Source organism: Halopseudomonas sp. SMJS2, from assembly GCF_029866945.1.
Lineage (GTDB): Bacteria > Pseudomonadota > Gammaproteobacteria > Pseudomonadales > Pseudomonadaceae > Halopseudomonas > Halopseudomonas bauzanensis.
The window spans coordinates 1,441,837-1,454,643 of the sequence record NZ_CP123445.1 but is presented as its reverse complement, the minus strand read 5'-3'; the positions used below and the strand labels follow the sequence as shown (position 1 = coordinate 1,454,643).

Genomic DNA, 12,807 nt, shown 5'->3' with positions numbered 1-12,807 from the left:
GTTCGCCTGCCGCCGGATTACCTCCGTGGTCCCGGCAGTCTTACCTGCACCACCAGCCCACCCGATTCGCTGTCCAGCAGTTCCAGCTCACCGCCGTACACTTCCACCAGATCCCCGACGATCGCCAACCCCAGGCCATGGCCGGTGACGCTTTCATCCAGCCGGGTGCCCCGCCGCAATACCCGCTCCCGGTTCGCGGGATCGATACCCGGACCATCGTCCTCTACCTGCAGCAGCAATGCCTCGGCGCTCAGCTCCCAATCCACACGCACCTGGCTGCGGGCCCACTTGCAGGCGTTATCCAGCAGGTTACCCAACAGCTCCAGCATGTCTTCGCGCTCGAAAGGCCATTCCGGTCCCGGATGCGCGGGACTGTCGATGGTCACCCGCTCGCCATGGATCTGCCGCAACGAGTCAATCAACCAGGGCAGGTCCTGAGCAGGATGGAAGCGGGTACCGGCCTGGCTTTCCGGTGCCAGCCGCGAGCGCTGCAGTGCTCGCTCCAGCTGCCGACGGATATCCTCCAGCTGCGCGGCGATGGCCTGCTTGTCGTTGGCCGGCAGCTCCGCCTGACGCACCAGGCTCTCGGTAACCGCCAGCGGGGTCTTCAGCGCATGGCCGAGATCACCGACACCCTTGCGTGAACGCTGGATGATCTGATCTACCTGGGCACCCAGATGATTGATTTCGTGGACCAGCGGCAATAGCTCCTGGGGTACATCATCGCTGAGTTCCAGACGCTGGCCGGTGCGCCACTCTGCCAGTTCCCGGCGGGCGCGAAGCAGCGGTAGCAGCGCCCGGCGCAGCAGGCCCTGCTGAATCAGCAGGGCGATTACCACTGCCAGCCCACCGAGACCCCAGATCCACCACCTGGCCCGACTGAAGGCTTCCAGCAGCGGCTCGTAATCCATGGCCACACTGATGGTCACTGTCTCACCGAGCTTGTTGAAACGCCCCGAGTGCACCAGCAACTGCTGGCCTGCCGGCCCGGGGACCAGGGTATTCTGCAACCCCTCTGCGTCCAGCGGCAAACGCTGGTCCCACAGCGAGCGGGAGCGCCAGCGCTCCGTGGTCTGCAATACGAAATAGCGACCCGAGAATGGCCGCTGGTAATCCGGACTGACTCGCTGCAAGTCGAGATACAAGCCGCTCGGTCCCGGAGTAAGTGCTGCCAGCAGCGCATCGGTTTCCCGCTGCAGGTCAGTACTGAGGTAATCACGCAGAGCGCGGTCGAACAACCACACGCTGCCCTGCCCCACCAGCATCACCGTGAGCAACAGGACCAGCAGCAAGCCACCGCCCAGCTGACGGCCGATGGACCTCAAACCTGTCGCCCCACCAGTACATACCCCTGACCGCGGCGGGTCTCGATGGTCTGCTTGCCCAACTTGCGACGCAGGTGATTGATCAGCACTTCGATCACATTGGAGTCCCGCTCGGCTTCATAATCGTACAAGTGCTCGGCCAACCGCGCCTTGGATACCAACTGACCGGCGTGCAGCATGAAGCAGCGCAGCAAGCGGAATTCACTGGCCGACAGCTGCACGGCTTCCAGCCCGGGGCCGGAGACCTGCTGGGTGGTTTCATCCAGGCTCAGGCCGGCCGCGTGCAACTGGTTCTGGGGCTCACGCCCATGGCTACGCCGCAACAATCCCTGAATGCGCAGCAACAGCTCTTCCGGATGGAAAGGTTTGGTCAGGTAATCATCAGCACCAGCACGCAGCCCTTCGACCCGCTCGGTCCAGCTACCCCGGGCGGTGAGCACCAGCACTGGCAAGCTCAGACCCTGACCGCGCCAGGCCTGCAGTACCTCCAGACCACCGCGGCCGGGCAGGCCCAGGTCGAGAATGCACAGGTCGTAGGGCTCCTGTTCACCGAGCAACTGCACATCCCGACCATCGGCTCGCCAATCGACCGCATAACCGGCTTGGCGTAGGCTGGTACAGAGCGTGTCGGCCAGCGCCACATTGTCTTCAGCCAGCAACAGCCGCATCAATCATCCTCGTCCACATCGAGCAGCACACCGGTCACGGCGTCGTACTCCAATTCCAGCACCCGGCGATCCCGGGTGACTATTTCCATCTCGTAGATGTAACGCCCATCATCATGCTCGAGTTCAGCCTCGAGAAAACGCCCCGGATAGCGCTCCAGGGCATCGGCGATCAAGGTCTGCAATGGCAGTATCACCCCACGCTCGGCCAGCTCCAACGCTTCATCATGATCGATATCATCGGCTGCGGCCGGCGAGGTCCATCCGAGCAGCAGACCAAAACACAGCCAGCCGCACAAGGCGGCCGGCTTCAGTGCCGAAAATCGATCAGTCATCTTGTTCGGTTTTGAGGACTTCACCGGTGCTGGCGTCAATATCGATGTCCCAGTCGGTGCCGTCATCGGCGCGGATATCCAGCTTGTAGATATAGCGGCCATATTCATGTTCCAGGTCACGGTCGGTAATCTGACCGGCCTTGACGGACAGAGCCTTTTCTTCCAGGCTGTCCAGCGCTTTGATTTTGCCTTCCTCTACCAGTTTCGCTGCTTCGGCCGAACTCACATCATCATCGGCGAATACCGCAGCCGAACCCAGGCCCAGAAAAGCTGCGCAAGACAGTGCAATAAGTTTTTTCATATCATGTCGCTCCGTTGTTTGAACACAATTGAATAGTAGACCGACAAACTGAATTGAACCTTAAAAATGGCCGAGTCGCACTCGGCCAATGCAGGGATTCGCATGACCGCCATTCATATTTCCGCGCCAGCCCTCACCCTGCGAGCCGGTGAACGAGCGCTGCAGCATATTCGTAACAATGGCCTGCAGCCAACTGACGTGCATTTGATACCCGGCGCAGCGGGGGGCCCCAAAGCGCTGGGCATTCAGGGTCTGGACATGGCCATCTTCGGCGATTGGCTGCCCCGGACACCGCAGCCACGCAGCCTGGTTGGTGCTTCCATCGGCAGTTGGCGATTCGCCAGCGTATGCCTTCCTGACCCGGTCGCCGGCCTGCGCCGCCTGGGCGAGCTGTACACGGCCCAGCGCTTCCCCAAGGGCATCACCGTGGCCGAGATCAGCCGTCGCTGCGCGCACATGCTGGACCAGTTGCTGGACGATCAGGACCAGAGCATTCTCGACAATCCCCATTACCACCTGAATATCGTCGCCGTGAAAAGCCTGCGGCTCCTGCAGCATGATCACCCGTCACGCCTGGGGCTGGGGCTGGGCGGCGTCATTGGCGCCAACCTGCTCGGCCGTCGCCATCTGCGACGCTGGTTCGAGCGCGTCATCCTGCACGACCAACGCCTGCACCCGCCGCTGCCCGAGCTGCAGGACTTCATTACCAGTTACGTATCACTCAACTGCGATAATCTGCGCCCCGCCCTGCTCGCCTCCGGCTCGATCCCCATGGTCATGGAGGCCGTGCGCGATATTCCCGGCGCCAGCCAGGGTGTCTACCGTGACGGCGGCTTGCTGGATTACCACCTGGACCTGCCCTGGTGCGCGCCAGGCGTGGTGCTGTATCCCCATTTTCTGGATCGGGTGGTACCGGGCTGGTTCGACAAGGCGCTGCCCTGGCGGCGAGCCAATGCCGAGCAGATCGGTGACGTACTGCTGGTAGCCCCATCGCCCACCTACCTGGCCCGCCTACCCTATGGCAAACTCCCGGACCGCCGGGACTATCGCCGCTTCGTAGGTGATGACGCAGGACGCGAAAACTACTGGCGCCAGGCAATGGCCAACAGCCAGCGCCTGGGCGATGAGTTTCTCGAACTGGTGGAAAAGGACCGGCTTATCGAGCGAATCCAGCCGCTGTAACGGTTGCTGTCACCATGAGGGCGAAAGGTTGGTTCTGGCTATCGACATCCGAGGCCGGAGCGGGCAGCCCTCCCGCAGACTTCAGGGATATACCTCTCGCCTCAATCCAGCACCCGACGGGCACTGGCATAGGCACGCTGCCAATAGCTGGCATCCAGCTCATCCACCCGCACCCGGCCACCGGTGCTGGGCGCATGCAGAAAACGGCCATCACCGACATAGATACCGGCGTGATCGACTCGCTTGCCACCCGTGGAGAACAGCACCAGATCGCCCGGCCGGAGGGATTTGACCGAGGTGGTGCCGGGCAAGGCGCTCAGCCCAGCGGTGGTACGCGGTAGCGTCAGGCCCGCAGACTCACGATAGACATAGTTGATCAGACCGCTGCAATCGAACCCCGACTCCGGCGAGCTACCACCGTAGCGATAAGGTGTACCCACCAGGCTGAAGGCATGGAACAGCAATTGATCATGGCTGACGGCAGCCGGCGGGGCTGGCGGTGCGCTCGGCACTGCAGCAGAAGGCGCTGGTGCTTGCGGCGCACTGGCGCACCCGGCCAGGACAGCCAATGACAATACCAGCAGCAGATGAATAGCACGCATTACCCGACCTCGCCCGGAACACCGGATAACCTTGCACTGACAAGGACTTGAGGTCAAGTCGCGAGATCCAGGATCAGACTTCGCTTGTAACTCAATGATTCACCGTAAAAGCCAACATCGCCGACAGCTGCCCCAAGGGACGGCCGCTTTCACGGCCCAACTGGTTGAATGCATCCTGCACCAGGGCCAGGTCCCGCTGACTCGTAGCCTTGGCCTGATCCAGCACCCCCATGCCTTTCAACGCAGCCAATACGTCGTCGGTAGTGACAAAGGTATCCTTGCCGACCATCCGCAGAAAGCGCGGCACCGACAACCCGCCAAGCTGGTTGCCGCGCTTGGCCAGCAACCGCCACAGGCCGACGATATCCTCGCTCGGCCAATCGGCGATCAGGTTGCCCATGCTGCCGTATTCCCGGCTCAGATCCAGCACCATCTGGGCATTGCGCGGCACGCTGCGCAGCTTGGCGAGATGGCGGATGATGCGCGTGTCCTGCATCAGGCGTTCGATATGCTCGGCGCTCATCAACACCACCTTGTGCGGATCGAAGCCGAAGAATACCTCCTCAAAGGCCGGCCAGCGCGCATCCACCACGCTGTGCTTGAGACCGGCACGGAATACCCGCAGAGCCATCGCCGAGAGGTAACGGTCATCGCTCAACGCCCGCAGCTCATCAGCAGAACGAGGTGTCGGCAGCCGTGCTTCCAACGCCGCACGGGAACCGAAGCGGTTCAGGCAATATTCTTCAAGCCAGCGGTAATCGCGCATTGGGTATCCCGGTCAGAGGTTCATCAGATCGACGAAACGCGGCGCGGCGCTGGCATCGATCTTCAGGCTGGCGAAATCGAACAGCTTGGCATCGGCCAGTTGCGACGGCTGCACATGCCGCAACGCACGGAAGATATTCTCCACCCGACCGGGTGTTTCCCGGTCCCAGCTCTGCAACATGTCCTTGACCACCTGACGCTGCAGATTCTCCTGCGAGCCGCAGAGGTTGCAGGGAATGATCGGAAACTCGCGCAGCTGGGCATACACTTCGATGTCCTTCTCGCTGCAATAAGCCAGCGGACGAATGACCACATTGCGGCCATCATCGGACCGCAGTTTCGGCGGCATGGCCTTGAGATTGCCGCCATAGAACATGTTCAGAAAGAAGGTCTCGACGATATCGTCACGGTGATGCCCGAGCGCCATCTTGGTCGCGCCGATTTCATCCGCGAAGGTATAGAGGTTGCCCCGGCGCAGGCGCGAACACAGCGAGCAGGTGGTCTTGCCCTCCGGCACCTTTTCCTTGACCACCGAATAGGTGTCACGCTCGAGGATATGGTAGGGAATGCCCAGCTCGTCCAGATACGCCGGCAGTACCTCTTCGGGGAAACCAGGCTGTTTCTGGTCCAGGTTCACCGCGACGATTTCGAACTTGATCGGCGCCACCTTCTGCAGATGCAGCAGCATGTCCAGCAGCGTGTAACTGTCCTTGCCGCCCGACAGGCACACCATGATCTTGTCGCCATCCTCGATCATGTTGTAATCGGTGACTGCTTCGGCAGTCAGGCGCCGCAGGCGTTTCTGCAGCTTGTTCTGGTTGACACTCAGACTGGACATGGCGGGAACCCGGATATCAAAACCCGGCATTTTACCCCGAAACGGGGGGCAGGCAACGGCGCAGGGGGTGGATCAGGGAAATTCCGATGGGAAGTCTGTCAAGCTGAAGCCCTGGCCGCGAGGCGTCTGCAGGACGCCGGCGCGGCCTCACTCACTTATCGAAGATAGATCGGTCCGATCCCCAGCCCCCAGAAGATCACTGCGGTAGCCATCATGCCTACCAGCACCACCAGACCTACCGCCAGGATCGAGCTGGAGAATAGAAAGCCCTCATCCTGCGGAATATCCATGAAGATGGGGATACCCTGATAGAGCAGATACACCGTATAACAGATAGCCGCCGTGCCGACGAACATGGCCAACCACAGGTTCGGGTAGAGCGCCGCGAGACCGGCAAGGAACAGCGGGGTGGCGGTATAGGCAGCAAAGACCACGCAATCGCTCAAGGTGGGATTGGAATCATAGGTACGGGACATCCAATGAATGAAGGCCCCCATGACAGCCACCCCGGCGAGCATCGCCAGCCAGGTGAGAAAGGTCATCTGCAGAGCACTGGCCTGAGTGAGTCTGACCGGCTCAAGGGTACCGATGGTCCAACCGACCTGCGTGGTGCCGATATAAGCGGAAACGGCGGGGATAGCCGCAAGCACCAACACGTGAACCAGATAGAGCGGTCCGATAACGGTTTCCTCACCCTTGATGGTTCGCCAGGCACGGTCGGGGTTGGTGAAGAGTCCCACTACGTTTTGGATCATGGTCTGACCTCCTGATTATTATTGTCCCGCAGCGCCAGTTTTCTCAGCCCTTGCGGCAGATCACTGCGACATCCTGTCGCAGCAACCATGCCTTGACTATAGTCAAATCCGCTGGAATTTGAACCCACCGCATTAGAGTGATTAGCGACTTCCCGCTTCGCGGTAATAGCGATTCAGAATTAAGTAAGCCTCGTTGATCTCGCTGCCCCGCTCGACATTGCCGCCCCGGTCGGGATGATGCTGCATCATCAGCCGACGATAACGCTGCTTGATCACGACTACCCCGTCGTCCCTGGCCACGCCCAATATCTCCCGCGCCCAGTGCAGCTGACACTGCGTTACCGGCTCGCGCTGGCCCCGCCAAAAGTCATCCAGCAGACGGGTCACATCTTCGGCGCTGGTCTCCAGCCATTGGTTCCAATCGAGGTAGTAGCTGCGCAGCGGATCGTTGAGCTGTACTCCCGGTCCCCTTACCTGCCGCGGCTGCAGGCGGATGCATAGCGCTTCGATCGATAGCTCGCGCCGGGAGTCGACCAGCGCGTCGGATAACCGATACAAACCGTGGAACAGCAGGAAATGCAGCTGGAACAGCTGCAATGGATCGCGCATCGCTCCCGGTACGGCGAACACCGAGTGGGGAAATGCGGTGGCCAGGTGCCGGAGCAATGCGAACTCACCGATACCCTGGGGATTTTCTTCGAGCAGCCAGAGCACCTGCTCATCAAAGTCGGGCGGCAACAGGTCTTGAGCGGTTGGCTTGTTCATGCCATCAGTTTAGCCATCATCGGGCCATAAAACAGCCATCTGCCCGCCATGAAAATGCAACAGGGAATGCGTATGACTATCTGGCCAATTCACTTCACGAGAACGAATAATGAACAGATGGAGCTTGACTGCGATAGCGACAGCCGTGGCCGTCAGCCTTACCGGCTGCCTGGGTAGCGACAGTGACAGTGACCGGGGGGCCGGCGACACCACCCCCAGGATCAGTATCGAACTGAGCAAGCTGGGCAGCTATGCCACCGGTGAGTATGGCCAGAGCGCGGCGGAAATTCCTGCCTTCGACCCGGTCAACCAACGTATATTCATGGTCAACGCCCTATCCGGTGCGGTGGATGTGCTGGATGCCGCCGACCCGGCCAACCCAGCGTATGTCACCTCGCTGGTCGCTCAAACCGAGAACGCCACCGTCAACAGCGTAGCCTGGCACGATGGCTTGCTCGCCGTGGCTGTCGAGGCGGCCATCAAGACCGACCTGGGCACCATCGAACTGTACGATGCCACGACCTTGCAGCTGCTGGACAGCCGGCCGGTCGGCGCCCTGCCCGACATGCTTACCTTTACGCCCGATGGCAAGTACGTGTTAGTCGCCAATGAAGGCGAGCCGAATGATGATTACTCGGTCGACCCCGAAGGCTCGATCAGCATCGTTGAGGTGCTCGCTGAGAGCAACCGCTTCGGCAGCGTTCGCACGGCCGGCTTCGAGAGCTTCAATGAACAGCGGCAAGCCCTGCTCGACGCCGGTGTGCGGATCTATGGTCCGGCTGACAATACCCAGGCTTATGGCCATAACAACCTGGCGAGCGTTGCTCGTGACCTGGAGCCGGAGTACATCACCGTTTCCGCTGATAGCAGCACCGCCTGGGTCGCTCTGCAGGAAAACAACGCTTTTGCCAAGCTGGACATCGCCAGCGCCACCGTCACGGATATCCTGCCCCTGGGCTTCAAGGATTATGGCGCGCAAGGCAACGGCATCGATGCCAGCGATGAGGAAGACGGGCTCATTCGCATCGAACCTCGTCCCGGTGTGGTTGGTATGTATCACCCCGACGCAATCAGCAGCTACAGCGTGGACGGCAAGACCTATATCGTTTCGGCTAATGAAGGCGATGCCCGCGCCTGGGGTGAGGACACCGATGAATACTGGGCAGGTGATGCCAGCCTGGGCTTCGTCGAGGAGTTCCGCGTCAAGCATCTGGTGCACAGCGATGGTTTCCGCCGCCGGGCCAATGACGATCTGCCGCCGCAGCTGGCTGCCCTGACTGACGGTGCCCTGCTCAACCCGGACACCTTCGCCTACTGTGGCGCCACCGCAGCCGCGCCCGGCGCTTGCCGCGCGGATGATGAACTGGGCCGCCTGAATATCAGCTGGGTGAATGGCTATCGCAAAAATGCCGACGGCAGCCCGATGCTGTTCGATGCCAGCGGCGCAGCAAACCCCGCCGGCAATCTACTGATGTACGATGAGCTGTACTCCTATGGCGCCCGTTCCTTCTCCATCTGGGATGAAAATGGCGAGCAGGTGTGGGATTCCGGCGACTTTTTCGAGCAGTTCCTGGCCAACCAGACCGAACATGACTGCCAACTGCGAGCGGCCCGCGATATTCCCTGCGATCTGTACTTCAATACCGGTCACGATGAAGTCGGCACACTCGACAGCCGCAGCGATGCCAAAGGCCCCGAGCCGGAAGGCATTACCGTCGGTCGTATCAACGAGCAGAGCTTCGCTTTCATTGGCCTGGAGCGCATGGGTGGAGTGATGGTGTTCGATATCACCGATCCTACCGCGCCGCAATTTCAGGATTACCTGAATACCCGTGAAGACTGGGAAGCCGATCTGGAAGAATCGCCTGAACTCCTGGCCCAGACCGGCGACCTGGGTCCCGAAGGGCTGGTGTTCGTTACCGCCGAGGACTCGCCCAATGGCGAACCCCTGTTGATTGTCGGCAACGAAGTCAGCGGCACCACGGCGATCTACCAGATCAACCGCCGGTAGGCACGATCAGCGGGCGATGCCATCATCGCCCGCCTCGGTACGCACCGGGCCGGCGGCTTCGTCCGGTTTCTGCTCATCCACCACCATTTCCAGCGCCTCAGGCGAAGTAGTTACCATGCTGACATGGTGGGCGGGCTCCTCGACAATGCGATCGCTGGTGTCACGCCAGCGCAACAGACTGAACAGCGCACTGGCGGCAAACATCACAGCGAAGTACAGCGGCAACATCAGCGTCGAGGTAACACCCATCAGCCAGCCGGCCAAGGCCGGTCCAATCGCCGAACCGACACCCTGCAGCATCAGCAGCCCGGCATTGCCGGACAGCACCTCCTCCTTGTGCAAATGGTCAATCAGGTGTGCGACCACAGTGGGGTAAACCGAGAACGAACCGGCGCCGAAGATTACCGCACCGACCAGCAGCCAGGTGGTGGAACCGCTCAACAACGCCATCAGCAGCCCCCCGACGGCAGCGATACCCGCCACGATCACCAATGCCAGACGCCGGTCGATACGATCCGAGAGCACTCCCATCGGCCACTGAAACAATGCCCCGGCGACGATCACCAGCGACATGAAGGTGGCAATCTGACCGGTATCCATACCGACCCGCCCCGCATAGAGCGCTCCCAACCCCCAGAAGCCCCCCATCGCCAGACCCGATAGTACAGCGCCGGCACAGGCCACCGGGGCTGCCCGCCATAACGCCTTGAGTGACAACGTCGTGGTCTCAAGGATTTCCGGCTGCGGCAGCCGGGTTGCTACTACCGGCATGATCGCGACAATGACGAATAAGGCCGCTATCCCGAACATCAGGTTAGCCAGCGGGTTTTCCATCTGCAACAGTTGCTGGGACAGCGCCAGCGCCCCGAGGTTGACCGCCATATAGACCGCGAATACCCGTCCCCGCCGCTCCTTGGGTGCGCCGGTATTCAGCCAACTCTCGATGGAGGTATACACGCCCACCAGCACCATCCCGGTGATCAGGCGCAGCAGCAGCCAGAACAGCATATCGACATGGATTACATGCAGAATGATGCAAGCCGCTGCTGCCGAGGCGAAGAAGGCGAAGGCGCGGATATGTCCCATGCGGCGGATCAACTTGGGGCATACCCAGGTACCGAGCATGAAGCCGGCGAAATAGGCCGAACCGAACAAACCCAACGCTTGATCTGAAAACCCCTCGGTAGCACCGCGCAGGGGTACCAGGGTATTGAGCAAGCCGGAGCCCATCAGCAACAGGGCAATACCGGCCAGCAGCGCACTGATGGTTGTCACAATCCGCAGCATGCAAGCCTCTGATCTGGTTGGAGTTCATTGAGTCTCCTATCCAACCTATATCAGGATCGGGTATCTCGCCAATCAATGGCCTAAACGTCTACACTGGGCCCCGCATCCAGCCTTACCCTCCGGAAGGAGAAAAATCATGCCCAAAAAATGCCTGCTGGTGGTCGCCCATGCACCATCGGATAACACCCGCAAGCTGGTGGAGGCCGTGCTGCGCGGGGCCGCCAGCCCCGACATCGAAAATGTCGCGACCCGCTGGGTGGCGCCGTTGCTGGCCAGCCCCGAGGATGTGATGCAGGCCGATGCCATCATCCTCGGTACGACGGAAAACCTCGGTTACATGAGCGGCGCCCTGAAAGACTTCTTTGATCGCTGCTACTACCCGGTACTGGAAGAGAAGCAAGGGCTGCCCTGCGCACTGTACATCCGCGCCGGCATGGACGGCACCGGCACCCGCCGCGCGGTGGAGAGCATCGTCACCGGCCTGCGCTGGAACTGGGCCCGCGACCCGCTGGTGCTGCGCGGCGAGTGGCAAGACAGCTTTGACGAGGAGGCCGAAGAGTTGGGCCTGTATATGGCCGCGGGCTTGGATAGCGGGATCTTCTAGCATATGGATCAGATACTGCACCGCCTGGAACACTGCTATCAGTTGGCTGAACAGCGCTTCTCCCGACCCTTCGAACGTCCCAGCGTCAGCCTCGATCTACGCGGGCAGAAGGCCGGCGTTGCCTACCTGAACCGCAACCTGCTGCGGTTCAACGCGCAGATGTACCGGGAGAACCGTGATGACTTTCTGCTGCAGACCGTTCCCCATGAAGTCGCGCATCTGATCGCCCATGCGCTGTTTGGCGGCGAGATTCGCGCCCATGGCCGGGAGTGGCAAACCTTGATGACCGACCTGTATGGTTTGCCTGCCCGGCGCTGTCATGATTACGCCGTTGCGCAGCGACGCAGCACACGTTATCTCTACCGCTGTGGCTGCCCAGAGGGCATTCCGTTCACGCCCCAGCGCCATGCCCTGGTGCGTCGGGGCCGGCGCTATCAATGCCGACGCTGCGGCGACCTGCTGCACTTTACCGGGCAACAGCGCACGGAAGGTTGAGCTGGCTTAATGATCTCCGGCGCGGGACAGGTCGCGGATATAGGGAGCAAGCGAGTAACCCAACTGCGATTCCATTCCCGCCGCCCAGGTGCCCAATGCCGACCGATCCAGCGCCAGCGGCGGATCACCCGCCGCCGGGACGAATAGAATGATATTGCCCTCCTCGACCTGCACCTGCAGATAACTGTCGCCGAACAGATCCCGCAGCATCGCGGCGGCATAAGGCAAGCCGGTTTCGCCCATCTGCCATTGATTGATCACCAGCACGCCGCCGGGCCGCAATGCCCGCTGACAGGCGGCGAAAAAGTCCGCCTGCAATTGCAGACGCGATAGGCCGCCCTCCATGTACAGATCGACGCACAGCAGATCGCAACTGGTCGGCGCGGCGGCAATATGCTTCTCGGCACAGCCGATGCTGACCTGCAATCGCGGGTCGGCTGAAAGCCCCAGCCACTCCCGCGCCAACGCCAGCACCTCCCCACGCAGTTCGATCACCCGCACCCCGGCGGGGGCAAAATGCCGTACCAAACAATTGGCCAGGGCCCCACCGCCCAACCCCAACAGCGTCATCTGCGGGTTAGACCTGCACCAGTAGGCCCCCAACAGCATTGCCCGGGTATAGTCATATTCCAGCCACGCGGGATCGGCCAGGAAGATGCAACTCTGTTCGGTCTGCTCGCCGAAATAGAGGAAGCGATAGCCTTCCCGGTTCTCGGTGATGCGCAGCGTACCGTAATCGTCGCGGCGCTTTTCCAGCAGGGTCTCCTGATCGGTCATCAACAGCATTCCCAAAAACATGTTCCACCAGGACATGGATCACCTATGGCCTGAATCATTCCGGCCATTGTGGGGCACGGCACAACAAAAGTCTTGCCGT

The 12,807-nt window shown here is 61.1% G+C and carries 15 protein-coding genes; 4 read left to right on the top strand and 11 right to left on the bottom strand.

What is annotated here, in order from left to right; translation table 11 throughout:
• Nucleotides 1–17: 17 nt before the first annotated feature.
• Genes QAO71_RS06860 through QAO71_RS06845 form a run of 4 tightly spaced genes read right to left on the bottom strand, consistent with a single transcriptional unit; the run spans nucleotide 18 to nucleotide 2,626 of the window.
• The gene (locus tag QAO71_RS06860; protein ID WP_280165546.1) at nucleotides 18–1,325 is read right to left on the bottom strand and encodes a sensor histidine kinase; all 1,308 of its coding nucleotides are present in this window, start codon (nucleotides 1,323–1,325) and stop codon (nucleotides 18–20) included.
• Nucleotides 1,322–1,993, bottom strand: coding sequence for a response regulator transcription factor (locus QAO71_RS06855; protein WP_036992444.1), 672 nt, complete (start codon nucleotides 1,991–1,993; stop codon nucleotides 1,322–1,324). Before QAO71_RS06855 ends, QAO71_RS06860 begins: the two co-directional genes overlap by 4 nt.
• Nucleotides 1,993–2,325: a PepSY domain-containing protein gene (locus QAO71_RS06850; RefSeq protein ID WP_051611302.1), complete on the bottom strand. Its 333-nt coding sequence runs from the start codon at nucleotides 2,323–2,325 to the stop codon at nucleotides 1,993–1,995. Before QAO71_RS06850 ends, QAO71_RS06855 begins: the two co-directional genes overlap by 1 nt.
• The gene (locus QAO71_RS06845; protein WP_036992445.1) at nucleotides 2,318–2,626 is read right to left on the bottom strand and encodes a PepSY domain-containing protein; all 309 of its coding nucleotides are present in this window, start codon (nucleotides 2,624–2,626) and stop codon (nucleotides 2,318–2,320) included. The genes QAO71_RS06850 and QAO71_RS06845 overlap by 8 nt, the downstream gene beginning before the upstream one ends.
• Before the next feature lie 102 nt (nucleotides 2,627–2,728).
• Between QAO71_RS06845 and QAO71_RS06840 the strand changes: the two genes are divergently transcribed.
• Entirely contained in the window at nucleotides 2,729–3,808 is a 1,080-nt protein-coding gene (locus QAO71_RS06840) for a patatin-like phospholipase family protein (RefSeq protein ID WP_280165545.1), read from the top strand.
• 101 nt (nucleotides 3,809–3,909) lie between these two features.
• On the opposite strand, the gene QAO71_RS06835 is transcribed toward QAO71_RS06840, so the two are convergent.
• The 5 genes from QAO71_RS06835 to QAO71_RS06815 form a co-directional block, all read right to left on the bottom strand.
• A complete protein-coding gene (locus QAO71_RS06835) occupies nucleotides 3,910–4,410 on the bottom strand; it encodes a C40 family peptidase (protein ID WP_280165544.1) in 501 nt (166 codons plus the stop codon).
• A gap of 91 nt (nucleotides 4,411–4,501) precedes the next feature.
• Nucleotides 4,502–5,176, bottom strand: coding sequence for a DNA-3-methyladenine glycosylase I (locus tag QAO71_RS06830; RefSeq protein ID WP_036992451.1), 675 nt, complete (start codon nucleotides 5,174–5,176; stop codon nucleotides 4,502–4,504).
• Between the two features lie 12 nt (nucleotides 5,177–5,188).
• Nucleotides 5,189–6,013, bottom strand: a complete 825-nt coding sequence (gene ttcA, locus QAO71_RS06825; protein WP_036992618.1) for a tRNA 2-thiocytidine(32) synthetase TtcA — start codon at nucleotides 6,011–6,013, stop codon at nucleotides 5,189–5,191.
• Nucleotides 6,014–6,168: 155 nt separating this feature from the next.
• Nucleotides 6,169–6,768, bottom strand: a complete 600-nt coding sequence (locus QAO71_RS06820; RefSeq protein WP_036992452.1) for a Yip1 family protein — start codon at nucleotides 6,766–6,768, stop codon at nucleotides 6,169–6,171.
• 141 nt (nucleotides 6,769–6,909) lie between these two features.
• Nucleotides 6,910–7,533: a DNA-J related domain-containing protein gene (locus tag QAO71_RS06815; protein WP_136869839.1), complete on the bottom strand. Its 624-nt coding sequence runs from the start codon at nucleotides 7,531–7,533 to the stop codon at nucleotides 6,910–6,912.
• Nucleotides 7,534–7,642: 109 nt separating this feature from the next.
• Here QAO71_RS06815 and QAO71_RS06810 point away from each other — a divergent pair, with 109 nt between their 5' ends.
• On the top strand, nucleotides 7,643–9,544 hold the full coding sequence (locus QAO71_RS06810; protein ID WP_280165543.1) for a choice-of-anchor I family protein: 1,902 nt from the start codon (nucleotides 7,643–7,645) through the stop codon (nucleotides 9,542–9,544).
• Between the two features lie 6 nt (nucleotides 9,545–9,550).
• Here the strand turns inward: QAO71_RS06810 and QAO71_RS06805 are convergent, their stop codons facing one another.
• The gene (locus QAO71_RS06805) at nucleotides 9,551–10,831 is read right to left on the bottom strand and encodes an MFS transporter (RefSeq protein ID WP_063608031.1); all 1,281 of its coding nucleotides are present in this window, start codon (nucleotides 10,829–10,831) and stop codon (nucleotides 9,551–9,553) included.
• Between the two features lie 136 nt (nucleotides 10,832–10,967).
• Between QAO71_RS06805 and QAO71_RS06800 the strand changes: the two genes are divergently transcribed.
• Entirely contained in the window at nucleotides 10,968–11,435 is a 468-nt protein-coding gene (locus QAO71_RS06800; protein WP_280165542.1) for an NAD(P)H-dependent oxidoreductase, read from the top strand.
• A gap of 3 nt (nucleotides 11,436–11,438) precedes the next feature.
• Complete coding sequence (locus QAO71_RS06795; RefSeq protein ID WP_036992458.1) at nucleotides 11,439–11,930, top strand: SprT family zinc-dependent metalloprotease; 492 nt, start codon at nucleotides 11,439–11,441, stop codon at nucleotides 11,928–11,930.
• A 6-nt stretch (nucleotides 11,931–11,936) separates the two neighbouring features.
• Here the strand turns inward: QAO71_RS06795 and QAO71_RS06790 are convergent, their stop codons facing one another.
• The gene (locus tag QAO71_RS06790) at nucleotides 11,937–12,728 is read right to left on the bottom strand and encodes a spermidine synthase (RefSeq protein ID WP_280165541.1); all 792 of its coding nucleotides are present in this window, start codon (nucleotides 12,726–12,728) and stop codon (nucleotides 11,937–11,939) included.
• Between the last annotated feature and the right edge of the window lie 79 nt (nucleotides 12,729–12,807).

What these genes read in the sequence shown, in the direction of transcription:
- QAO71_RS06855 (WP_036992444.1), bottom strand. Translation starts at nt 1,993, where the DNA reads ATGCGGCTGTTGCTGGCTGAAGACAATGTGGCGCTGGCCGACACGCTC.
- QAO71_RS06850 (WP_051611302.1), bottom strand. Translation starts at nt 2,325, where the DNA reads ATGACTGATCGATTTTCGGCACTGAAGCCGGCCGCCTTGTGCGGCTGG.
- QAO71_RS06845 (WP_036992445.1), bottom strand. Translation starts at nt 2,626, where the DNA reads ATGAAAAAACTTATTGCACTGTCTTGCGCAGCTTTTCTGGGCCTGGGT.
- QAO71_RS06840 (WP_280165545.1), top strand. Translation starts at nt 2,729, where the DNA reads ATGACCGCCATTCATATTTCCGCGCCAGCCCTCACCCTGCGAGCCGGT.
- QAO71_RS06835 (WP_280165544.1), bottom strand. Translation starts at nt 4,410, where the DNA reads ATGCGTGCTATTCATCTGCTGCTGGTATTGTCATTGGCTGTCCTGGCC.
- QAO71_RS06830 (WP_036992451.1), bottom strand. Translation starts at nt 5,176, where the DNA reads ATGCGCGATTACCGCTGGCTTGAAGAATATTGCCTGAACCGCTTCGGT.
- ttcA (WP_036992618.1), bottom strand. Translation starts at nt 6,013, where the DNA reads ATGTCCAGTCTGAGTGTCAACCAGAACAAGCTGCAGAAACGCCTGCGG.
- QAO71_RS06820 (WP_036992452.1), bottom strand. Translation starts at nt 6,768, where the DNA reads ATGATCCAAAACGTAGTGGGACTCTTCACCAACCCCGACCGTGCCTGG.
- QAO71_RS06815 (WP_136869839.1), bottom strand. Translation starts at nt 7,533, where the DNA reads ATGAACAAGCCAACCGCTCAAGACCTGTTGCCGCCCGACTTTGATGAG.
- QAO71_RS06810 (WP_280165543.1), top strand. Translation starts at nt 7,643, where the DNA reads ATGAACAGATGGAGCTTGACTGCGATAGCGACAGCCGTGGCCGTCAGC.
- QAO71_RS06805 (WP_063608031.1), bottom strand. Translation starts at nt 10,831, where the DNA reads ATGCTGCGGATTGTGACAACCATCAGTGCGCTGCTGGCCGGTATTGCC.
- QAO71_RS06800 (WP_280165542.1), top strand. Translation starts at nt 10,968, where the DNA reads ATGCCCAAAAAATGCCTGCTGGTGGTCGCCCATGCACCATCGGATAAC.
- QAO71_RS06795 (WP_036992458.1), top strand. Translation starts at nt 11,439, where the DNA reads ATGGATCAGATACTGCACCGCCTGGAACACTGCTATCAGTTGGCTGAA.
- QAO71_RS06790 (WP_280165541.1), bottom strand. Translation starts at nt 12,728, where the DNA reads ATGTTTTTGGGAATGCTGTTGATGACCGATCAGGAGACCCTGCTGGAA.